Genomic DNA, 23,561 nt, shown 5'->3' with positions numbered 1-23,561 from the left:
TCCTAGATTGCTAATGCAGCTTCTACATTTGATGTCAACTTAGCTTTAATTTCTTGAAACTCTTGTCCCAATTCAGTTAGCTCTCGATCGCTCATACATTCGCGCACAGCATGAAAAATTTCGTTTTCTTCTTCCTTTACATGATGCTCAAGTGTTTCCTTCAATTCACTGATTTTTTCTCTAAATTCAGGGTTATTAGGCTTAAGCGACTTAATTTCTTCTAAAATAACTGAAATTTCTTCATGTTCTTCTTCAGCTTCTTCAACATATTTTTCAGTTTCTTCGTATTCTCGCAAAGCTGGGTAGAAAACTAATTCTTCTGTTCTTGCATGTAAGATCAATTCTATATAGATTTGATTGAATTGCTCAACCAACTTTGCACCTTTAGCTTTTTCTGCTTCTGCAAAAAGTTTCTCAACTTGGCGATGCTCTGCTTCAATTAATGAAAGAATGTCTGTTGATTTAGCTTTAGTTTTAGCCATTTTTACCTCAGTAATAATCGATTTATCAGACTGATATTTGGAGGTTAATGAATGGGAACTCGTATATTTTCAATGACTTGGGAAATGAAAACCTCATTCTTTGAGTAAGCTTTAATTTAGACTTAAGGAATATTTTCGGTATTGCACCTTGACTGAAATTCATAACCTCAGCATGATGGATGTTGAGTATGTAGCGTTAGCAACTCAAGGCTACAGCCCAAACCTCAAACACCAGTTGAAGATTCCCACACAGTAAACTACTAAATTGCTCTTGCACCTTAGAGGTTGTTTGAAAAGTGGTTGGCTGTGATTTTAGGCACTAACCGATCCCCCCTAGCCCCCCTTAAAAAGGGGGGAACCGGAATCAAAGTCCCCCTTTTTAAGGGGGATTTAGGGGGATCTAGAACGTTTTGTTACCGAGAAGAAAACTTTTCAAACATACTCTTAGATAGACTCGATTTATTTTTGCTGAAACACCAAAGCTGACGTTGAAAGATGATTTGTAAAGAAAATCTTAAAGATACTCAACTCTTTGCTAAGTCTCAGTTTCAGCGAATAAGTGCTTTATTAACTTAAATTCCTAAAACCCCTATAAGACAAGTACTTTAGTTAAGTTATAAATTAGCTCTGAAATCTTTAGTGGTATAGGTCTTGAAAAAAACTAAGTTCTGCTTGTATTTGATGTTACAACAGAAATGACAATTAGTTACTTAGTATCTATGACAACTAACCTTCAGGAACAGGGATTATTGCTTCTGCGTCAAGCGCTTGATAACTCCACAGCCGATTTTCGCCCTGGACAGTGGGAAGCTATTGAAGAGTTACTCAAAGTGCGATCGCGGTTACTCGTTGTTCAACGCACTGGTTGGGGTAAAAGTCTAGTTTATTTTTTAGCAACTCGTTTACTACGAGATCGAGGTGCTGGTTTTACTCTTTTGATTTCGCCATTGCTAGCTTTGATGCGAAACCAAATTGTAGCAGCCCAACGCATTGGTGTAAAAGCCGAAACAATTAACTCCAGTAATACAGATAAATGGCCACTAATAGCAAGACAGTTGCTAGCAGGAGAAGTAGACATTCTGCTTATTTCTCCCGAAAGACTAGGTAATGAAGATTTTCGGGAAACAATTCTTTTGCCAGTATCTCAACGTATAGGTTTATTTGTTGTTGACGAAGCCCACTGTATCTCTGATTGGGGACATGATTTTCGCCCTGATTATCGCCGGATTGTCAGAATTTTACAAGCATTGCCGCAAAATATTCCTGTCTTAGCAACAACTGCTACAGCTAATAATCGAGTAGTCAATGATATTATTACTCAATTGGGTTCAAATCTGCGTGTTTCCAGAGGAAATTTAACCAGAGAAAGTTTGCATTTACAAAATATTTCTATCCCTAGTCCAGCAGCACGAATGGCATGGTTAGCTCAACAGATTCCTAACTTACCTGGAAGTGGCATTATTTACACATTAACTGTTAGAGATGCTGAACGAGTTGCTGATTGGTTAAAAACTCAAGGTATTAATGTTAAAGCATATCATAGTGATTTAGAGAATCAAATTCGTGTACTATTAGAAGATGAGCTTTTGAATAATGAAATTAAAGCATTAGTAGCAACTACAGCATTAGGAATGGGTTTTGATAAACCAGATTTAGGCTTTGTAATTCATTATCAGCGTCCTGGCTCGGTTGTCCACTATTATCAGCAAGTAGGACGAGCAGGTAGAGCAGTAGAAAAAGCTTATGGAATTCTTCTGAACGGTGATGAAGATGATGATATTACTAACTACTTTATTAATACAGCCTTTCCTCCAGAGGTGCATATACAAAAGATTTTAAATATACTTAGCGAATCTGTAGACGGTTTTTCTGTTACCCAATTAGAGCAGCAAATGAATCTTTCACGAGGACAAATTGAGAAAGTTTTAAAACTACTATCAATGGAATTTCCTGCACCTATAACTAAGCAAGAATCAAAATGGTATTTGACCCCAGTTTCTTATCAAACTGACACTACAAAAATTGAGAAAATCACACAAATTCGTCGCCAAGAGCAAGCTCGAATGTTGGAATATATGCAAAGTCAGGAATGCTTAATGACTTTTTTGGCCACAGAATTAGATGAGCCAGATCCAAAGTCTTGCGGTAAATGTGCTGTGTGCTTGAACAGACCATTATTAATAGATACTTGCTCAATTGAACTTGTAAATAAAGCAATTCAATATTTACGTCGCAGTAACCAAATCATTGAACCACGCAAAAAATGGCCATCAGAAGCATTGGTCAATTATCGCTTTTCAGGAAATATTAAAAATAATTTACAAGCAGAAGCGGGAAGGGCATTATCTCTATGGGGTGATGCAGGTTGGGGAGAATTAGTCAAGCAGGGTAAATATCAAGATAATCATTTTGACGATGCACTTGTGCAGGGTGCTTTTGAGATGATTCAACATTGGCAACCACAACCCTTTCCGACTTGGGTAACTTGTGTACCTTCGCTGAATCATGCAGAACTTGTACCAAATTTTGCTCAACGACTAGCACAAAAATTAGGCTTACCCTTCATGCCAATTGTGCAGAAAGTTCACCAAACTGAGTTACAAAAAAAGATGAGCAACAGTTACCAACAAGCTCATAATTTGGATGGTGCTTTTGCTGTTGATTCCTGGAAAGGAATGAGTGGTTCTGTTTTCTTGGTTGATGATATAGTTGATTCCCGTTGGACTTTTACTGTAATTGCAGCACTTTTGCGACGTGCTAACAGTGGAGTGGTTTTTCCTGTAGCATTGGCACTCAATTCATTAGGTCAAGGGGATTAAAAAATCATGTTAACTCATATCCTGCAACCAGATACTCAAGCAATTTTGCTGTTGTGTGCCAGCTTTGGTCAAAATCGGCAAATTGAACCACAACCCTTGACTCTGAGTGAATATAATTCTTTAACAGACTGGTTGCGGGAAAATCAGATGCGACCATCAGATTTACTAGAATCTACAACCAGAGAACAGTTACAAAAAATTACTGTAAATAAACTTAACCCTGAAAGGCTTTCAGCTTTACTAGAACGGGGTATGATGCTGAGTCTAGCGGTTGAGAAGTGGACTAATCAGGGATTGTGGGTGCTGGGACGAAGTGACACAAACTATCCTAAACGTCTTAAGCAAAGGCTGAGACATTCAGCACCGGCAATTCTTTATGGGATTGGCAATGTAGAATTGCTATCTATGGGAGGACTAGCAATTATCGGTTCTCGTGATGTTGATGACAAGATATTTGGCTACACACGAAGAGTTGCACAAAATATCGCTGTACAAAGAATGCAGGTAATTTCCGGTGGGGCGCGAGGCGTAGATCAAGCCGCAATGCTGGCTGTGTTGGATGCAGGAGGCACATCTGTAGGTGTACTGGCGGATAGTTTGACTAAGGCAGCAGTGAACAGCAAGTATCGCTCCAGTATTAAAGAGGGTAGGCTTACTTTGCTTTCTAGTTATGACCCTGAAGCTGGTTTCAATACGGGTAATGCGATGGGGCGAAACAAATATATTTATGCTTTAGCAGATTATGCCTTAGTAGTCAGTTCATCTTTTGGTAAAGGTGGTACTTGGGCGGGTGCAGTGGAAGCGCTTTCCCGACTCCAAGATATCCCAGTTTTTGTCCGATTGGATGGGGCTATATCAGAAGGTAATCAGCAATTATACAATCAGGGTGCAAAACCTTTTCCGGCTGAACCCTGGAATGATTCGTTAAGGGAACTTTTAGTAAAAGCGGCTTCTTCGATTGAAGCAGTACAAACTGTAAAAAAAATACCTCAAGAGACTGTTTTGGATATTCACTCACAAGATATTTACCAAGCTGTTTTACCTATCATCTTGAATCATTTACAGCAACCGAAGGATGCAAAATCTTTGGCGGAATGTTTGAATGTTAGACTATCTCAAATGCAGGATTGGTTAAATAAGGCTGTGAATGAAGGTATGGTGAGAAAAATAAACAAACCAGTCACTTATGTAATCAATCAACCAACAACTCAACTTTCTTTATTATGATGGTGTAACAGGAGGGTAGTTTTATTTTGGTAAAGGTAAAAATATTGAGCTAGAGTCAAAGATTACAAGCAATTTTGCATAGAAGCTTAATTGAGCTAAATTAAAAAAATAGTAGAAGTTTAGCTAGTTTATGGTAAAACCAATAATCCAATCAGCAACTCAAACCTTATACGACGAAGATTATTATCTATGGCTGATGACAACTATAAACCAACTTCGCACTGGTCAGTTTTCATCTGTGGATTTAGATAATTTGTTAGAAGAATTAGAAAGTATGGGTAGGAGCCAGAAGCGAGCGGTGAAAAGTTTGTTAATTCGACTTTTTGAACATCTGCTTAAACTCACATACTGGGATGTGGAACGGGAGCGCAATGAAGGACATTGGAAAGGGGAAATCAGAACTTTTCGTAGAGAGATTAAGGATGAACTCAAAGATAGTCCTAGTCTTAAGCCTTACATTTTAGAAATATTCAATCAATGTTATCAAGATGCAAGGATAGAAGCAAGCGATCGCTCTCAACTTGCCATTGACATATTCCCCTCTATACCCATTGGTTCTTTAGAACAAATCTTAGATGAAAATTGGTTTCCTGAATATAACCACAATCATCATGGTAAACCCGATTAAAATGAATACGCAACTTGGGTTTCCATAGGAGTATGCAGACGTGCAGCCGGATTTAATAGGCTTGGAAATTAGTAAGGGTGAACTAAGACGTTTGACTGGGTTCGATCCAGAAGACGTTTTTCGACCCTCTGTTCTGCGAGATGGCAAAAAGCGATTAGGGTTTTTTATCAGTGAAATGCTGGTGACGCTGGCGCTAACGCCAATAATTGTGGGCTTTGTTTACGCGTTTATTATTCTGCCAACTATTGGTTCTTCAGTTCGACTAGGAATTCTTTTACTAATTTTAGTGCCAATGCCGATATTAGTGGGACGATGGCTATGGCGACAATTAACCTGTCCTGAAGGACTGACAATACTTTTAGATGAAGTTGATAAATATCATGACCTGGTTGCTGCCATCGATATTAATGACCAATTGGCAGCATCAGGAAACGTAGAAAGCAGCATCCATGACCGAGATAAAGTAACCTCCGCCTTGCAACTAATTAGAGAAGATTTAGTCCGCGCTCTGAAAACGGAACGAATTTTGCGAGATAATAAAAAATTGCTTGCTAATAACCAAGAGTTATTTGTGAATAATTTAGCGAGTCTGCGAGCTTTACAAGTTAGTAGTCAAGCAGGCGAATACGCTCAACTGTTAAATCAATCATTGCAAATTGCGATCGATGTGCAAGCAGAAATCAGAAAATTGCAGAAAGGCTAATGAGAATGTTTGTAAAAGCGGTTACACGAGAATTTACCTGCCTCCACAGGTTAGAAAACCCTTGATTTTGGATTAGTTCACGGAGGTGGACTTTGCTTATGTAGTAGCGACTTCTAGTCGCCCAAACCTTTCCCAGAAAACAATCGCCCCGTTGACTGAAATGAGCAACAAACCCAAAATAATTGTTCTGGATGATGACCCTACAGGTTCTCAAACAGTCCACAGCTGCTTGCTGCTGATGCATTGGGATGTGGAGACTTTACGCCGTGGGTTGCAGGATGATTCGCCGATTTTCTTTGTGCTGACTAATACTAGAGCGCTAACGCCAGAGTCAGCTGCATCTGTCACCAAAGAAGTTTGCCACAACCTGGAAATCGCTTTGAAGGCTGAAGGAATTGACGATTTTTTAGTTGTCAGCCGTTCTGATTCTACTTTGCGGGGACATTATCCGATTGAAACAGATGCGATCGCCCAAGAACTCGGGCCCTTTGATGCTCATTTTCTCGTACCAGCATTTTTTGAAGGTGGACGCATCACCCGTGACAGTGTGCATTACTTGATGATTGCTGGCGTACCCACTCCAGTCCATGAAACCGAATTTGCCCGTGATTCAGTCTTCAGCTACCATCACAGTTACTTACCCAAGTACGTCGAAGAAAAGACTCAAGGACGAATTAGGGGCGAAGCTGTAGAAAGGTTTCTCCTCGCCGATATTCGCGCTGGTAGTTTGGAACGATTGTTACAACTTCATGGTAATCAGTGCGCTGTTGTCGATGGTGAAACTCAAGGCGATCTCAACCGCTTTGCAGTAGATATATTAGCAGCCGCCAGTCAAGGAAAACGCTTTTTATTTCGCAGTGCCGCAAGTATTTTAACGGCAATAGCCGCTTTACCTCCCCAACCTATTGCCGCCGAAAACATGGCTCAGTACGTGCGCCAAGGCAAACCAGGTGCGGTGATTGTAGGTTCCCATGTGAAAAAGACTACCCAGCAATTAGAGGCGCTGTTGCAACTAGAAGGAACTGTCGGAATCGAAGTGAATGTAGCGCGATTACTCGATGATGCAAATCAATCTGCGGCATTGCTAACTGAAATTCAAGAAAGTACACAAGCGGCAAACAAAGCTGGCAAAACACCAGTGGTTTATACTAGCCGTCAGGAACTGAATTTTAAAGATGTCAAGACACGATTGGAGTTTGGGGAAAAAGTTTCAGGTTTATTGATGGATATTGTACGTAGTTTACCATCTGATATAGGATTCTTAATCAGCAAGGGTGGTATTACTTCTAATGATGTTTTGAGTACTGGACTAGCTTTAACTTCAGCCCGTTTACTGGGTCAAATTTTAGCTGGTTGTTCAATGGTGTTAACGCCATCCGATCATCCTCAGTTTCCTGATTTACCTGTGGTGCTGTTTCCAGGTAACGTTGGCGATGCTGATGCCTTGGGGACAGTTTATCAGAGGTTGACCGTGCAAATTTGAGATTTGAGATTTTAGATTAAAGAGTCTTTTGGTTAATGTCGGACTAATATCCCGCTACGCCAACACCCCTTTTCCGTGACACAAATCCAAAATCCAAGTTGCGCTATCAGCGCACCAAAGGTGCGACCCAAAATTTAAAATCTGTTGTCTTTTGGCTAGTACTGCATGACTTCTGATTCTGCAATTCCCAATCTAAAGTCAAATTCTGCACTTCCTAATGCAGAATCAAACTCTATACTTTCCGAGGTAGAGGTAAATTCTACTGTTTCTGATGTAGAGTCAGATTCTATCCTCCCGGATGCTGAGTTAAAATCTGTCCTCCTTTATTTAAAATCAGATACTGTTCTTGGGGATGTAGAGTCAAATCCTGCTGACCCAGATGTAGAGTCAAATACTGATGCCGGATCGGATTTTATCCTAACTGATTTAAATCCCAATGAGTTAGCATTACCAGGGCATCGTGCAAATGATAATACTCAAGTCCAGTTAAAAAGTAAGGAGGGACGACTTTTATTAATTTTGCCCTCGGAATCTCAAGTATCTGCCTCAGAACTCACTTGGTCAGATATTTGGCAACAAATCAGGCAACGTCTGAGTGCAGGCGATCGCTTCCGGGTATCTAATACACCTGTGCATTTAATGGCACAAGACCGTTTGGTAGATACCAGACAACTCCAAGAACTCGCCGAGGCTTTGAGTGAAGTACAACTCCGACTGATATTTGTCTCGACGAGTCGGCGGCAAACTGCGATCGCTGCCGTGACTTCTGGGTATTCAGTAGAACAATTACAGCCCGTAACTTCCCTGAGTTCCGAGCCAACAGCTACAGCGATCCCCCAAGAAGATGCCCTCTATTTAGAAATGACAGTCCGCTCTGGAGTAGAAATTCGTCATCGTGGGACAGTAATTCTCTTGGGAGATTTAAATCCAGGTGGTATTGTAATTGCAGATGGAGATATTATTATCTGGGGTCGTCTGCGTGGAATCGCTCATGCTGGGGCTGGAGGCAATAGTGAGTGTCTGATTATGGCCTTGCAAATGGAACCAACCCAACTGCGGATCGCAGATGCTGTAGCTAGAGCACCAGAAAAACCGCCAATGCAGTTTTTTCCAGAGGTGGCACATATTACGCCCCAAGGAATTCGTATCGCTAGGGCAACTGATTTTTCCAGAAACCAATTCACCAAGAGCAATTAAGAACCATAAATATTTACTTAAAGAATGAAGTATATAAGTAAAGATGAAATAAAACAAATATTCATGCCTCACCCAGATCGGGGAGAACAGATATTTCTTCATACTTGATACGATACTTCATACTTTATACTGCAATTTACTGTTTTATATTTCCTGAACCCTCATTGACCGCATTTCTATCATGACTCGCATTATTGTGATTACCTCCGGTAAAGGAGGAGTGGGTAAAACCACAGTTTCAGCAAATTTGGGTATGGCTTTAGCCAAAATGGGGCGTCAAGTTGCTTTGGTTGATGCGGATTTTGGTCTAAGAAATTTGGATTTGCTGTTAGGGCTGGAAAACCGCATTGTTTATACTGCGGTAGAAGTCTTAGCCAGAGAATGCCGTTTAGAACAAGCCTTGGTGAAAGATAAGCGCCAACCCAATCTCGTACTCCTGCCGGCAGCCCAAAATCGCTCCAAAGATGCAGTCACACCCGAACAGATGAAGTTATTGGTGAATGCACTATCGCAAAAATATCAGTATGTGATTATTGATAGCCCTGCCGGGATTGAAAATGGGTTTAAAAATGCGATCGGCCCGGCCAAAGAAGCGTTAATTGTTAGCACACCAGAAATTTCCTCAGTTCGCGATGCGGATCGGGTAGTAGGGTTACTAGAAGCACAAGGTATCAAGCGTGTTCATTTAATAATTAACCGCATCAGACCCGCAATGGTGCAGGCAAATGATATGATGTCAGTGCAAGATGTTCAGGAACTTCTCGCCATTCCCCTCATCGGGGTAATCCCTGACGACGAGCGTGTTATTGTATCTACCAATCGCGGCGAACCCTTAGTGTTAGCAGAAAATCCCTCTTTAGCTGCCACAGCCTTTGAGAACATTGCTCGTAGATTAGAAGGGGAAAGTGTCGAATTTCTGGAGATCGACTCGTCCCAAGACAGCATCTTCGCCCGGATACGAAGGTTGTTCAGGACAAAGATTGTCTAACTTACTTTTCCGGTCTCCGCGCCAGACCTATTCGTAATGATTGAACTTCTAGAAAAACTTTTTTTTCGCGGCCCTGATAGCAGTCGAACTCAAGTTAAACGTCGCCTGCAATTGGTGATTGCTCACGATCGCGCTGATATAGACCCTCAAACGTTGGAAAAAATGCGGAAAGAAATCCTAGATGTAGTCTGTCGCTATGTTGAAGTTGAGACAGAGGGCTTGGAGTTCTCCTTAGAAAGCAACCAACGAACCACAGCTTTAATTGCTAATTTGCCCATCCGCCGAGTCAAAGGTACCATACCTGAATGGGAAAGAGGTGACAAGTCTCTGTAGTTATAATTTTAAGTATTTTTATTTAGGTTAATAGTTGTAGAGAGATTGCCCAGCCGGAGAGTGGCAGAAGAGGGATATTGTATGATAACAAAACCCCGCTTTATTTTTTTAAAAAGCGTGGTTTTAAATTAATACCGATCTTTACTTAAGCGATGTTATGAGTCAAATTAATCTTGACAATGACATCGTTGTAATCCTTGTCGCCGCCACCAGAGAGATCCTCAAAACCAAAGATATTATCACCTAACATCTTGACATGCTGAGTCTTGTCAGCATTGGCACCCAAGAAAGTGAAGTAAACTGTTGGGTCATTGCTAGAATTGCTGTCTAACAAAGCATTAACTCCACTATCGACAATCAAAAATGGCACATAAATACTGCCGCCTTGAAAGTTGCCATTGTAGTTTCCCGTACCTTGATTACCTACCGATAAGGCAATATCACTCACCCTTTCGTTAATTGCAGCTTGTACATAACCCGCTTGTCCAGGGAGAATGTCTGCTGTGCCATCACCATTAGTATCAATGCCACCATCAGTATCAGTGACTTTATAAAAACCAACAAAGTTGTTGTAAGATGCTTCGCGGTTAACAATGAAAGTCCCACTAATCAAGCTGTCAGTGGCGAAATTCCGCAAATCCAGGGCTTCGCCTTCTGATTTTCCTTGCAAAGATGTACCGATGGGTAATTGTTCATCAGTTTGTTGAATATTCACTTGCAAGTCATCAAAAACGGAATCGCCACGGGAACCATCTTTCCACCCTAAAGTGAAGCCACCTTCGTTTTCGGAAGTGATTTTTTGGGTAGTTGTGTCCGAGAAGATAATGTTACCTTGAGACTTCAAATAAAAGCGTAGTTGTGTACCACCCTGCAAATCGAGGATGCGGCTGAGGTCTTCTGGATTAAAGCCTGTGGGGTTGTTGGCGAGAACTGAGAAGATGATTTTGGCTCTAGAGAGGGCTTTTTCTTGATAACCTGCGGCATCTGGTGCAATGCCGTCAATAGTGCCAAGGCTGTCATCAACACTGAAGACACCGATTTCGTTGACTAATTTAGAACTGTGTCCTTTAATTTTGATTTTAATATTGACTTTGGTGAACTCGCTGGCATCGATTTCAAAGATATCATTGATGCTATTAATTAACTTGATATCAACTACGGGAGTGGGAGGTGTTTCATTAACATCAGTAATCTTGATGGTGAAAGCTTTTTCGTAGGATAAATTAGTTTGATCTGTGATGCGGACACGGATGCTGTAACTAGACTTAGCTTCAAAGTCTGGGGAAGCATTAATTAGCAGTTGATTGCCGTTAATCGTGAAGGAATCATTATCAGTGCTGCCAGTCCCAGAGACTAAGCTGTAGGTAATGGTGTCCTCTGGGTCTGGGTCAACGCCGCTGAAAGTGCCAATGGCGGTATTAGTTGGGCTATTTTCTGCAACGATTAGTCCAATGGTGTCAAAGGGAGAGGAAATGTTGATTACACCAGAAGCAAGTTGACTACTGACTAAACTGCTATCTCCTCCATACTCACTATTGCCCCAAGTGACGACAGAACCATGTTCTTTCAACGCCGCAAAGCCAAAATCTGTTGAAAAGATACTGGTGACACCAGAGGTAAGTTGACTACTGACTGAACTGCTATCTCCTCCATAGTAATTCTCGCCCCAAGTAACGACAGAACCATCTGATTTCAAAGCCGCAAAGGCAGTACGTGTAGAAGAGATATTGGTAACACCAGAGGCAAGTTGACTACTGACTGTACTGCTATCTCCTCCTTTAGTGTTATAGCCCCAAGTAACGACAGAACCATCTGATTTCAACGCTGCAAAGGCAGAATCTGTCGAAAAGATATTGGTGACACCAGAGCCAAGTTGACTACTGACTGTACTGCTATCTCCTCCTTGGGGACTATAGCCCCAGGTGACGACAGAACCATCTGATTTCAACGCTGCAAAGGCAGTATGTGTAGAAAAGATATTGGTGACACCAGAGCCAAGTTGACTACTGACTGTACTGCTATCTCCTCCATTGGTACTATAGCCCCAAGTGACGACAGAACCATCTTTTTTCAACGCCGCAAAGGCAGAATCTGCCGAAAAGATATTGGTGACACCAGAAGCAAGTTGTTGGCTACTGACTGGAATGTTAGCTTCTCCATAGTCAATAAGGCCCCAAGTGATGACAGAACCATCTGATTTCAACGCTGCAAAGGCAGAATCTGTCGAAAAGATATTGGTGACACCAGAGCCAAGTTGACTACTGACTGTACTGCTATCTCCTCCATTGGTACTATAGCCCCAAGTGACGACAGAACCATCTGATTTCAACGCCGCAAAGGCAGTATCTGTCGAAAAGATATTGGTGACACCAGAGGCAAGTTGACTACTGACTGTACTGCTATCTCCTCCATTGGTACTATAGCCCCAAGTGACGACAGAACCATCTGATTTCAATGCTGCAAAGGCAATATGTGTAGAAAAGATATTGGTGACACCAGAGGTAAGTTGGCTGCTGACTGCACTGCTATTTCCTCCAAAGCCACTATCGCCCCAAGTGACGACAGAACCATCTTCTTTCAATGCTGCAAAGGCATAATATGTAGAAGAAATGTTGGTGACACCAGAGGCAAGTTGGCCAGTGACTGAACTGCTATCTCCTCCATAAGTACTATTACCCCAAGTAACGACAGAACCATCTTCTTTCAATGCCGCAAAGGCAAAAAGCTGTTTATAGGTATGACCATCTGTGATCCCACTTCTTTGTCCGCTTGGTTCTCGTAATAACTGCGTGTTACTGGTGGAGTTGAGATTAAGGGCTATTGGGGAAGATAACACACCTGGATATTTTGCTAACCCATTTGCTGTCAAAGGCGGCTTCATTTTCCCTCGGTCTGATTGAATATCCAGTTGCCAGCTTCCGCCTTGAGTTGGTGCGCCAACTTTACCAGCAGCGGCAAATATTTCTGCTTTCGTCAACTGCGCCAATTCGCTAATAAACTCGGCATCTTTGCCGACTTGGCAACTGTAGAGGGCAATTTCGGCAACGTTCCACTGCTGCAATAATTGGGCTTGTTTTTTGATTTCTTGGCGATTGATTGGCAATGCCCCAATTTGCAAGACTCCGGGGGTTCCGTGGGCGACAATGGCTAACCGTTTTGCTTTTGTTTGTGCTATTAAGTTTGTAATCACTACCAGTGCATCGTCTTCGAGTGTGAGAGTATAACCCAAAGCTTTAGGTGACAAGGCAGCATAAAGAATCTCAAGATCCTCAACACGGCTGTCAAAGATTACCAATGCTTCATACTCAATCAATCTTAGTTGTAGCTGTTGATACTTGTAAATTCGATCTAAATTAGAATTATACCCAATGCTGAAGTTAGGTTGAGGAGCTAATGATACTGTTGTCATAGTTTGTTTCTATTCCTATAAATTACTGACCAGCTAAAAGCTTGCTTAATTCGATATTTTTGAATGGGGCGCACCAGGTATTTCTATCTTGTTGTTATGAACAATAATTGCAGTTTATTTCTGCCTTCAATTCACTGTATAATTGATAACTCTTTCTCTTAATGGATATAAAATATTATATTATTTATTGAAAGAATAAAGCAAAAGTAAAAAGTTAAAAAGCACTCATAAAAAACTATAAAAAATGGTTACAAGTCCCTAAATTTATGGAACAAAATAAAAACATTTATTTGGAGATGGGTTGTAAAATAAACAATCTGTCCGTGATTATTTTCCCTAAATTTATTTATAAGGATTAAATAGGTGGGCGTAAATATTTGTTGTTGGGATAAGGCAGGAGGCAGTAGAGAAGAGAATTTTCGCCTCGTTCATTTTTGTTAATATAGTTTGGTTTTATTCTGCCGACCTACTTATCTATTTACTTTTTACTTCTTAAAAAGAGTATTCCGCTAACTTTACTTTTGAAAGTCAGGTTTTGATTCGGTGAAATCGAATAATACCAAATCCACTTTTCTAGAACCTATTTGGAATATATAAAAAAATCCCGTTGTCGTCACTGCTGACAACGGGAGTATGTAGGATTTTTTATAACCTATCGGTAGGCAACTTGTGGGCCAGCCCAAATTTCTGTTACCTTTTTACCAAAAGTAATCGGGCGATCGCTGTCTGTTGTAGTGATAGTCTTACCATCATTAGCAACTTGCATTAATGGCCAGTTTTCCTCACCCAATTCCCCTGCACGGAATAATACGCGATCTGGTTGGCTTTTACTCCAGCCTAACAATACGGCAATTTTTTCATGTTCTTCGTCACTCACAGGAGCAACTGTATTAGCGTGATTTTTTTGCCGATCCCAAATCACTGCACTATCTGTAGAATCACCTGTGTTAAATATACCATCAAACTTGCGTGCTAAGAAGCGATCGCCTTTTTCTGACCAGCTAACTGGAACTAATACCCCAATTTTACCGCTCGGATCGGTTTCTTCTGAAGACTCCGCTTTTGCAGCCTTTACCTTTAATAAAGGATCGCTAACTGGAGTCGTTGAAGCCATCACCCACAATTTCTTAGTGTGCATATCTTGGACAAACATCACGCTGGTGACACGGCTGTTGTACATTTGGGGTTTTACCTCCAGTTGCACCCGACTATAAACAGCATATTTACCATCTGGAGAAATCACGGGTACGCTGCGATAGTGACGCACTCCAGAACCACCATTAGCAGCAACAGCTTCTTGAGTTGCTGTAATCCATTTCCAAGGAATCGGATGAGGACTACCGATGGGATCTATTTGTTCTGCTTGGGACTCATTAGCTGGTTCCACAACAGGTATTTCCGTCGTTGTGGTTGATTGAGATTCTCTAATAGCTGGTGCTACTTGAGTTGCTGTCAATGATTGAATAAAAGACTTTTCTCTAGAGAGATAATTTTCTTGTCCTCTCAAAGACTTGACATTAGCAGCTTTAAGTTTGCGGATTAAATTAAGCTGACTAACAGGAACATCTGTTGATGGTGCGAGTTCAACTGCTGCCAAAGAATCGGGAACAGTTACATCACTTACATCTAAATCACTGCTTGCGAGATAATTATCTACTTCAGTTGAAGACTCAATTTTATTTGCTGGTAATACTTGCGGTTCCTGAACAGCAGTACTTTGTGTTGGTACAGAGTCAAATTCTTCTGTTATCGATTCGATTTGATCTGTTTTTAATGTTTCAGCTATCTCAGGTTCCCCAACTACAGCTATTTCCTTTGATCCAGAGTCAGATTCTTCAGTTATCGAAGTTAGTTTATGTACTTCGGATCTTACTGGGATCGTGTGAGCCGATGCTCCTAATAAAGGTGCAATCAGTATCACAACGACAACGTAATTGAGAAATGGTTGGGTGCGGAACCATCCTGACAGCAAAAGGGGTTTAAGCATTTGTAGACTCTCTAGAGGGGGCAATTGCTATGTGAGAAGCAATACATCAACAGCAACGAGCAGGTGGTAGTTATATGTATAACAAGAAACTAAAACTAATGACGAAATAATATCTTCAAAGTTTGCAGAGGTTTACAAAAATTAAGTATCATTGTCTACACCTTTTCTTACTTAGGTACGGAATATTTTTTTGCAAAAATATGCGAGTATAGTAAATATGCTGATAACTCAGTAATTACTACACGATATATAATGTCGCTATACCCAAACACACCAAAAATAAGTCTTGGTTAAAAATATTGAGGATATAGTTTGAGGAATGAGGCTGGCGAACAAGAGTTAGGTAACTCAGCTATCGGGGATCGTACTAGCGATCGCTAGTACACAGCAAATAAGCTAGGTTACACACTAAATATAACAGCGCAAACCCTCATGATAGTAAACGTGAGGCGTTAATTAAAAACCTGGGAAAGCGGACGCATAATACATCATACTCAGAATATATTGCTATCAGCAACCCAAAGTTATAAATTGCTATCTAAACTACAGAAGTAGTTAGAAGACGCAATAGTTTTTCGGAAATGTAACTACATTTAAAGTTAATTTCAAGCAGAGGATCGGGAACACAACAAAATTCACTCGGTAGATGCTCTAGCGACTCGCAAAGAAAAACCACTAAGTGATTAGTTTCACTAGAGGCAAATGCGGCTGATACTAGCTGTTACGCTTGTCAACTTAACTATTAAATTAATCAAGCAGCCTTTGGTTTGATGAATACGAAGATATTGTACCACCAAACAGCCAATATTATTTACAGCTAACAACTGTATTTTGCAACTGCGTCCCGAATACAGAAACTTGCTAGATGCAGGCTTAGTGAATTCTGTTTCAACATGCAACTTAAATAGACCTCTTGCAAAAATATATTTTTGCACTTTTAGGGTAAAGGGTAAAGGGAAAGGATTTTGAGTTTCTTTACCTTTTACCCCGACAAATGCCAAGAAGTCTAATGTTGTCAGTTATGAAGGGCGCACTTACGATTAACTAATGACTCACGACTAAAAACTACTAATTATTAATGAAGATTGTATTTTTTGGTACACCTCAGTTTGCTGTACCCACCTTGGAAAAATTATTGAATCATTCAGAATTTGAGGTGCTGGCGGTTGTCACCCAACCAGACAAACGCCGAGAACGCGGAAATAAACTTACGCCAACACCTGTAAAAGCGATCGCTATTGCTCACAACTTACCAGTATGGCAACCCGAACGGGTGAAAAAAGACAAAGAAACTTTAACTAAACTCAAACAATTAGATGCAGATGTGTTTGTTGTTGTCGCTTATGGACAGATTTTATCGGCAAAAATCTTGAATATGCCAAAATTAGCTTGCATTAATGTGCATGGCTCGATTTTACCCAAATATCGCGGTGCGGCACCGATTCAGTGGTGTTTGTATAACGGAGAGAAAGAAACGGGGATCACCACCATGTTGATGGATGTGGGGATGGATACCGGCGCAATGCTCCAAATAGCCACTACACCGATTGGATTACTGGATAATGCCCAAGATTTAGCCGACAGACTAGCAGAGATTGGTGGGGATTTGTTGATAGAAACTCTGTTGAAGTTGGAACGTAAAGAAATTCAACCAATTCCCCAAGATAATTTAGCAGCTACTTACGCCTCTCTAATTCAAAAACAAGATTATGCTTTGGATTGGTCAAAAAGCGCGATTCAATTACATAATCAAATCAGAGGCTTTTTCCCTAACTGCACCGCTACCTTTCGTAACAACCTGTTGAAAATCACTGCTTCTGCTCCTCTTGGTTCTGTGAGCGATGTCTCGCGACAAGCCGCTTTGCGTCTACGCGATCTCCCACCAGAATTACAAGAATTAGTGCATAAATTGCCTGATTTGTCAAACGTATCAGATCGACCGGGAGTTGTAGTCAGCATTGTCAAAGGAATTGGCGCGATTATCCAGACTGGAGAAGGTTTATTACTGTTGCGAGAAGTTCAGCTAGCTGGTAAACGTCCCCAGTCTGGATGGGATTTTGTTAATGGTACCCGCTTAACTGTAGGAGAAGTTTTTGGTACGGGAAGCTGACGGGGATGGAAGAGATGGAGGAGAATAACTTTTAACTCCTCACTTTTGTACAGACGCGATTAATCGCGTCTCTCCGAAGACTTTTCATAAAAGCGGCAAGATTCGCAAGGGCCATCAGGGTTGACTGCACAGCGAATGAGTTCTGAATGAGCATTGTAGCAGCAGGTGGCATCGCCGACTACCCAACGTCCCGCTACCAAACTTTTCTCAGATGGTCGTTTAGCAGACTGTACATAAATGGCAATATTATGCAAGCGGTAGCGCCCAGCTTGAAGTTTGTATCTATGACGGCGCTCTAAAACCGCGTAGGTTTTACCTTCAAAATCAAGATAGTTTCCGGGTTGGGGTGTCCAATCAAGTTGCACTCTACCGAGGGACTCACGCGGGTGCGTCAGAATCACCTCAGTTGGTAAAGAGTCTGGCTCCATAAGCTTATGTGATTTGATTTACATTATAAGGATGGTATCGCGATCGCTTTCTTTAGCTTACCGAATTTAGATTACAATTATTGATTCACTCTTCGCGTCCCTAAAGATTATGGCAACCAAAAGTTAGGTAAGATAGATTTGCTCAAGTCACGCAAAGTTTGGTTGAGCGATCGCGCCACTTGGATATGCACTTCATCCTCTTCTACAGCTAAAATCTCAGCTGGCTGACCTTCTCCCAAATAAGACACTACCAAATTTGCCGCCTCCAAACCAGTAACATAAGCCTTTTCCTGCGACCAGGAACCATGACGGTTCACAATCCAATCCCCACTCATAAACACATTCTCAAAACTGGTCTTGGCGGGCAACATATAACGATACCTGCCAGGTGCAAAGTGAGTTACCGCTTGAGGTAGCCGAATTACACTGCTATCAATAATCTTTGCCTCCCGAAAGGCTGGTACGCAAGTTGCTAAATAACCTTGAACGATTGCTAAAATCTCCTCATCACTCAAATTGAGAAATTGATTTGCGTGATAGAAATCAGCTTCAATCACTGTTCCCGGCTCATCCCGATATTCATCATGTAGAGCATTCAAATCAAAAAACGTCCAACCTGTACTTGCGTCGAATCCAAAACAAGCATTAGAAGGACGAGGAATATCAATTTTACGGTCAAACCATATTCGCGTGGCTAAAACATCAATTGCTCCTAAATTGCTCAAATTACGGAATTCTTCACGACTTTGTAAACTAGGGCTAGTTGAGACAATTTTCTTCATCCCGGTGATTCCAACCGCAAAAATTACGGCATCTGCTTCAATTACTTCATCACCACAAACCACACCCTTAACTTGATTACTATCAACAATTAAGTCTGTAACCCGACGCTTAGGCAATACTCGCGCCCCAGCTTTTTCAATTCGTTCCACCCAAGGACGAAATATCTTTTCTCCGACAGTTCCCCGACACCAAACCACATCAAAATCTGGTTGATGAGCCAGAATAAAAAAGTAAAGCATTCCTAAAGTTGCGGCAGCTGAACATTGTTCGCCAGGGGCAAATAAGCCCACTAATAACATTGGTTCAAAAGCATCGCGGTAAAGTCGGAAAGAAACGTTAAAATCTTTGAACAATTCACGGGCAGTTACAAAATCATAGCGCCGCCAAGCTGCATCGGAATTATCAAAATCAACGACAGCATAAAGTAAAGGTAGGGCGCTGAGACGGTCAATTAGTGGCAGCCGTTTAAACTGAGTGTAGAGAAAAGTTCCCAGTGGCGAGGGTAGTCGCGGTAAGTCTTGAAAAATTGGTGATTCAACTTCCAAACCTGCTGGCGAATATTGCGAAGAACGAGTCCAAGTAGTAAAAGGATTAATTTCTAATTCATTGATTAGGGAAAAAATATTTCTGTAAGGATACCAGAAGCCATGAATGCCAGCTTCAACAGATTTGCCGGCTGCCGTTTGCCAACCTGCCACCAATCCACCAGGATAGGGGCCTGCTTCCAGAAGTGTCACATCATAACCTTGTTTTGCCAAATGGTAAGTTGCTCCTAAACCAGCCCAACCAGCACCTACAACTACCACCCGTTTTTGTTGTAACCCTCCTACCATCACAGCCTCCAATTGTTGCAGTCCCTCAACTAATGTATACGAACTTGTGTTGCGATCGAGCAAGGGTTGTCATTATAGCGGTTTTCACTTGGATGCAATAGGCTCTTTGCTAGCAGATTCCATCGAATTTAAAATAGTTATAAACTTGAAAAAAGGCTTAGGGAAAGCCGTTCAGTAAAAATCACTTGCGGTTAATGCTGAGTTAAGAGTATAACAGAAAACAGAATTCACTATTGATGAGGATAATCATAATGTCTCAATTAGCAAATGTAAAATCCAGTCTAAATGACTTTGAATTACGAGATGGAATTTATTTTCCCAGCGACTATGAACAATTAACTAATACTCAACATAAAAAAACATGGGATGCAATCGGTAAAACATATTATGGCTCCCAAAAAATTGAAAAAGTTGCAGCGACATCGCCCATTAAACAAGATTACACTCTGCTAACTGGTACGCCTGGAGGTACTTGGAACAAATTTCCGTTGAATAAATCTGTTGGTTCTATTCTAGAAATTGGTTCTGGTTATGGCCGCGCACCTTTACATCTTTCTAAAGCGAAAAATCTGAAATGTGAAAAATATTATGGCATTGATATTTCTGAACCTCTATTGCGGAGGTTAGTCAAGGTTAAACAAGAATACAATTTTTTTCCAGAAGCGGAATTTAACTTGATTTGCACTTCTGCTGAGACATTGCCTTTAGAAGATAATTCTATAGATTTGGTAATTTCTAACTGCGTTTTTATGCATATCCCAGATGCACAATTAAGAAATTTATTGGCTGATATATGTCGTGTGCTAAAACCGGGCGGAATTTTTGTTTTTAATCATTCCTTTCACAATAAGTCCTGTCCTTCTCATATTATCCATAATTTTATCAGAAGGCTAAACCCATTTGTGAGAAATCCGGTTTATCTCAAGCAATATTCAGCTGCTGAAATAGAAGAAATGTTAGCTACTGCTGGAATGAAAGCGAAGTGTCCACAATACATTGTTGAACCAACCGCAGAATATGCAATTTTGCCGGAAACTATCAAAGGAATTCCGGTGCCGTTTGCTAATGCTATCAACAGAAGTCTCAAGCCATCAGATAATTTAAAAGAAACTTTGGCTTACGGTTTTAGTGCCTACAGTACGAAACTGGACTAATTAAGAAACTCTCTAGTTTTCATAATGAACTGAATACAAATAATCTACAAAAGCACACATTGTTGTGCTTTTACTTTTGTAATAAATGCCTTTTAATTATAATAATTATCCATAGATGATTATAATATCGTATCTGATTAATTAGTTATAATTCAATACGCTTGGTTTAAGGGTTATTGGCGTAGTCTTTCTGCAATAAATCACGTCTTTACATCAAGGTTTTGGACTTATCTGAACTGTATTGATTTTTAAATCAAAACCTTCTCGACGACAAATAATGTCATAGTAAACTAGAGATTTAATAGATTGCCAAAAGGGCATTAATATTATGCTAGTGATTAAATTTAAAATTATCAGTAGTAATGTACTGATAAACATTTTATTTTCATTAGCCCAATCTCCAGATAACAATAGGGAGATTAGTTGTATTAAAATGTTGAATCCTTTACTATAAATCAACCATCCTAAAATTTGTATAGGCAAAGTAATTACAAATGATATGAATATAATGGCAATAATCCGCCATGTTAAACCCTTGGTTAGTTGTCTACTTCTCTTAATTGCGCCAATGAAGTTAATATCATCTTCTATTGCTAGAGGTAAATCAGTAATGAAGAAACGCAAGTAAAACCACAGAGGGCTGAAATAAATAGATATAGCTATCGAAATAATGATGATTCTAAATATAGTATTGTCAAAGGGATTTGCTTGAGTAATTGGTTGAGATATAGTGCCAAAAATTCTTGCTAATATTCCATATATTATCCCGGCAATTATTGAAATTCCAATGTAAAAAATAAAAGTTTGTAATAAACATATTAAGATAACTAAAATTGCAGTTAAAAGAAACTGCCAAAATCTTTTTTTAATCTGAATTTTGGCAGCTTTTGAGCTTTCAGGCTGACCACTAATTTCACTAAACGCTAAACGGGAAATTAAACCAGCGAACGCATAAAATTTTGCCCAGCCATAAATCGGGACTATTAGCCATAAATGGGCAAATAATGACAAGCGAGAAAATTTTTTGAAATTTGAACGATATAGATAGCTAGCAAGGCTAACAATATTACCAATATTAAACTGCTGCGTAAGATTTGGAAGCATAGGAACTAGGGACTAGAGATTAGGGATTAGGAACTAAGAGGATGTTTTAAAAGTTCGAACCAGTCAAAAATCATGCAAGTTGTTTGATCGTAATACGAATCATGGCAATATAGATGAATGTCTCTGAGGTTTCAGGAAGGCGTTCATAATGCAATACGGTTCAGTAAGTGCTAAAAAGCTTATTATTGATGTTAAATCTCCAAGCTTCGACTCGTTGTTGAACCTGATATGACTTATAGTTACGGAAGATTCAAGGTTGCCCAATAAAGATTAAATTCGCCAAAACTTGTACTTTTGTTAACTCGCGCACGAGACGTTGAGCTTGATATTTATAAAGTGGTATTGGCAACACTCTAGGCAAATTATTCATCCATTTCCTAGCATCAGTTGAACTACATCCCGTAATCAAAACTATCTCTTCAGTGCCATACATAATGGCATTTGTAGTTAGAGCTTTTTCAATCTGCACTTGCCAAAGGCGAGGTAGCATTTCACCCCATTCAATTCGCTGTAAACTACTGCTTGTGGCTAAAACAATCAAGCGATCGCCAACATCAAGCTTAACATCATACCAGGGCATTAAAGAGTAATTGTCTCGCTGATATTTCTGGTAGAGAATCGGTACAACGCTGTAGCCAGATGCTATTTCAGATAAAAGCAATCCATTCAAGGTATCGCCATCTTCAATTTTGTATTCCGTCACCATGACTATTTGCTCATTCAAGTGAAATAAGCTGAGAACATTTTCTCCAAAAGCAGCACAAGCAAAAACTTCTGCCGACAAAGCCGCGCCACATATAACTTGAGCATAAGGGAACAGAGGGGCGATATTATCACTAAATTGACGGTCTTGAGAGCGGATAATCAAGGTAGTGGCGGGATTCATTGCATGAGCCATCAAACCAATTTCCAGATTTTCCATATTGTCGTCCCCAACTAAAATGATGCTTTTAGCATGGGAGATATTCGCCTTAATGAGTGCTTCGGTAGGATTAGCAACGACAAGGGGCATATCGGGTAAAGTTTCTTGGTCGAGAGTGGTAGGATGAATTCCTACTAACGGCTGGTTGAGTTCTTGCAAAAGAGCAGCTACTTTTTGTCCCAAGCGATTTAAGCCAATAATTATTAGATGGTTGCGTTGTGGTATTGGAGGGCGGGAATTGAAAAAAAGGAATCTTGAAGTGACAAGAGCATCAGTCAGCAGTGCATATAATACTCCCACGAAAGCTTGACCTGTCAACGTCATTCCCAGGCTAAACAACCGCAACCACCAAGGAATAGTGTCTGAGGGCTTTGATTGCGCTGCAAACTCAACACCACCAAATAAATCTCCGTATCCTCCCAAGAGCAAAATTGCTGTCGCATAGAAAGCTTCTTGGATGCTGATATCAGGATAATATAAGCGGTAAAGAACTATCCCAACAAACCACAGGATGAGTACAGTAATCGCATAAATTGTTGCAATTCGCCGGATTTGATTTTGGCTTTGGTAGTAAGATTGCCAAAATTGCACTATTTTATCCTTGAGATTTTTCGCTGTGATACCTTGGATAAACTGTTGCAACTGCCACTTTTGGTTATGAGATTGCCGGCGTTGTTCAGAGAAAGCTAAATCGTATGCAACATCAATGTAAACTAGCGTGTCTCCTACCTGCACTTCTGCCTCTGGGTTCCAGCCAAACAATTCTTTGATTGGGCTAGATGAAACAGGTGTATGACTCAAGATGCGGCGAGTTGTCAGATTAAGTCTATGTACTGGCTTGCCATTACACCAGCTATCCTTCGGTTGTACCTGGTGCTTTATCACTTGCAACAGTTGCCCTTCTAAGGTGAAATATCCAATAGACTCATCCGCAAATGGCAAATGCTCACGGGGACTGGGTTTGAGAAACT

Annotated in this window: 17 protein-coding genes; 10 read left to right on the top strand and 7 right to left on the bottom strand. The window is 40.5% G+C overall.

Features of this window, described 5'->3' with window-relative positions:
• Positions 1–2: 2 nt before the first annotated feature.
• Positions 3–482 carry a hemerythrin domain-containing protein gene (locus tag RM049_RS35525; protein WP_322707565.1) on the bottom strand — a complete coding sequence of 160 codons (480 nt, stop codon included), beginning with the start codon at positions 480–482 and terminating at the stop codon, positions 3–5.
• A 719-nt stretch (positions 483–1,201) separates the two neighbouring features.
• On the opposite strand from RM049_RS35525, the gene RM049_RS35520 reads away from it, so the two are divergent.
• From RM049_RS35520 to minE, 8 genes are all read left to right on the top strand, one after another.
• Entirely contained in the window at positions 1,202–3,301 is a 2,100-nt protein-coding gene (locus RM049_RS35520; RefSeq protein ID WP_322707564.1) for a RecQ family ATP-dependent DNA helicase, read from the top strand.
• Between the two features lie 6 nt (positions 3,302–3,307).
• Positions 3,308–4,528, top strand: coding sequence for a DNA-processing protein DprA (locus RM049_RS35515; RefSeq protein ID WP_322707563.1), 1,221 nt, complete (start codon positions 3,308–3,310; stop codon positions 4,526–4,528).
• A 130-nt stretch (positions 4,529–4,658) separates the two neighbouring features.
• Positions 4,659–5,156, top strand: a complete 498-nt coding sequence (locus RM049_RS35510) for a DUF29 domain-containing protein (protein WP_322674876.1) — start codon at positions 4,659–4,661, stop codon at positions 5,154–5,156.
• A gap of 40 nt (positions 5,157–5,196) precedes the next feature.
• Positions 5,197–5,859, top strand: a complete 663-nt coding sequence (locus RM049_RS35505; protein ID WP_322674877.1) for a hypothetical protein — start codon at positions 5,197–5,199, stop codon at positions 5,857–5,859.
• Positions 5,860–6,019: 160 nt separating this feature from the next.
• Positions 6,020–7,342 carry a four-carbon acid sugar kinase family protein gene (locus tag RM049_RS35500; protein ID WP_322707562.1) on the top strand — a complete coding sequence of 441 codons (1,323 nt, stop codon included), beginning with the start codon at positions 6,020–6,022 and terminating at the stop codon, positions 7,340–7,342.
• Positions 7,343–7,507: 165 nt separating this feature from the next.
• Positions 7,508–8,539, top strand: a complete 1,032-nt coding sequence (minC, locus tag RM049_RS35495; protein ID WP_322707561.1) for a septum site-determining protein MinC — start codon at positions 7,508–7,510, stop codon at positions 8,537–8,539.
• Between the two features lie 181 nt (positions 8,540–8,720).
• The gene (gene minD / locus RM049_RS35490; protein WP_322707560.1) at positions 8,721–9,527 is read left to right on the top strand and encodes a septum site-determining protein MinD; all 807 of its coding nucleotides are present in this window, start codon (positions 8,721–8,723) and stop codon (positions 9,525–9,527) included.
• 36 nt (positions 9,528–9,563) lie between these two features.
• Positions 9,564–9,860, top strand: a complete 297-nt coding sequence (minE, locus tag RM049_RS35485; protein ID WP_322707559.1) for a cell division topological specificity factor MinE — start codon at positions 9,564–9,566, stop codon at positions 9,858–9,860.
• A 145-nt stretch (positions 9,861–10,005) separates the two neighbouring features.
• Here minE and RM049_RS35480 read toward each other — a convergent pair whose 3' ends face one another.
• Together RM049_RS35480 and RM049_RS35475 are read right to left on the bottom strand one after the other, a co-directional pair.
• A complete protein-coding gene (locus RM049_RS35480; RefSeq protein ID WP_322707558.1) occupies positions 10,006–13,269 on the bottom strand; it encodes a DUF4347 domain-containing protein in 3,264 nt (1,087 codons plus the stop codon).
• A gap of 652 nt (positions 13,270–13,921) precedes the next feature.
• Entirely contained in the window at positions 13,922–15,256 is a 1,335-nt protein-coding gene (locus tag RM049_RS35475; RefSeq protein WP_322707557.1) for a hypothetical protein, read from the bottom strand.
• Between the two features lie 1,078 nt (positions 15,257–16,334).
• Here RM049_RS35475 and fmt point away from each other — a divergent pair.
• On the top strand, positions 16,335–17,366 hold the full coding sequence (gene fmt / locus RM049_RS35470; protein WP_322691728.1) for a methionyl-tRNA formyltransferase: 1,032 nt from the start codon (positions 16,335–16,337) through the stop codon (positions 17,364–17,366).
• Positions 17,367–17,425: 59 nt separating this feature from the next.
• Here fmt and RM049_RS35465 read toward each other — a convergent pair whose 3' ends face one another.
• Complete coding sequence (locus RM049_RS35465) at positions 17,426–17,794, bottom strand: DUF6464 family protein (protein ID WP_322674884.1); 369 nt, start codon at positions 17,792–17,794, stop codon at positions 17,426–17,428.
• 107 nt (positions 17,795–17,901) lie between these two features.
• A complete protein-coding gene (locus RM049_RS35460) occupies positions 17,902–19,410 on the bottom strand; it encodes a hydroxysqualene dehydroxylase (protein WP_322707569.1) in 1,509 nt (502 codons plus the stop codon).
• 251 nt (positions 19,411–19,661) lie between these two features.
• On the opposite strand from RM049_RS35460, the gene RM049_RS35455 reads away from it, so the two are divergent.
• On the top strand, positions 19,662–20,564 hold the full coding sequence (locus RM049_RS35455; RefSeq protein WP_322685159.1) for a class I SAM-dependent methyltransferase: 903 nt from the start codon (positions 19,662–19,664) through the stop codon (positions 20,562–20,564).
• A 213-nt stretch (positions 20,565–20,777) separates the two neighbouring features.
• Here the strand turns inward: RM049_RS35455 and RM049_RS35450 are convergent, their stop codons facing one another.
• The gene (locus RM049_RS35450) at positions 20,778–21,668 is read right to left on the bottom strand and encodes a hypothetical protein (RefSeq protein ID WP_322707556.1); all 891 of its coding nucleotides are present in this window, start codon (positions 21,666–21,668) and stop codon (positions 20,778–20,780) included.
• Positions 21,669–21,918: 250 nt separating this feature from the next.
• Positions 21,919–23,561: potassium channel family protein (locus RM049_RS35445; RefSeq protein WP_322707555.1), on the bottom strand; the 1,643-nt coding region annotated here is incomplete at its 5' end.

Origin of the sequence: Nostoc sp. DedQUE04 (assembly GCF_034530995.1) — a bacterium.
Classification (GTDB): domain Bacteria; phylum Cyanobacteriota; class Cyanobacteriia; order Cyanobacteriales; family Nostocaceae; genus Nostoc.
Note: the sequence above shows the minus strand (reverse complement) of the source record. Positions and strands in the feature narration are given on the sequence as shown.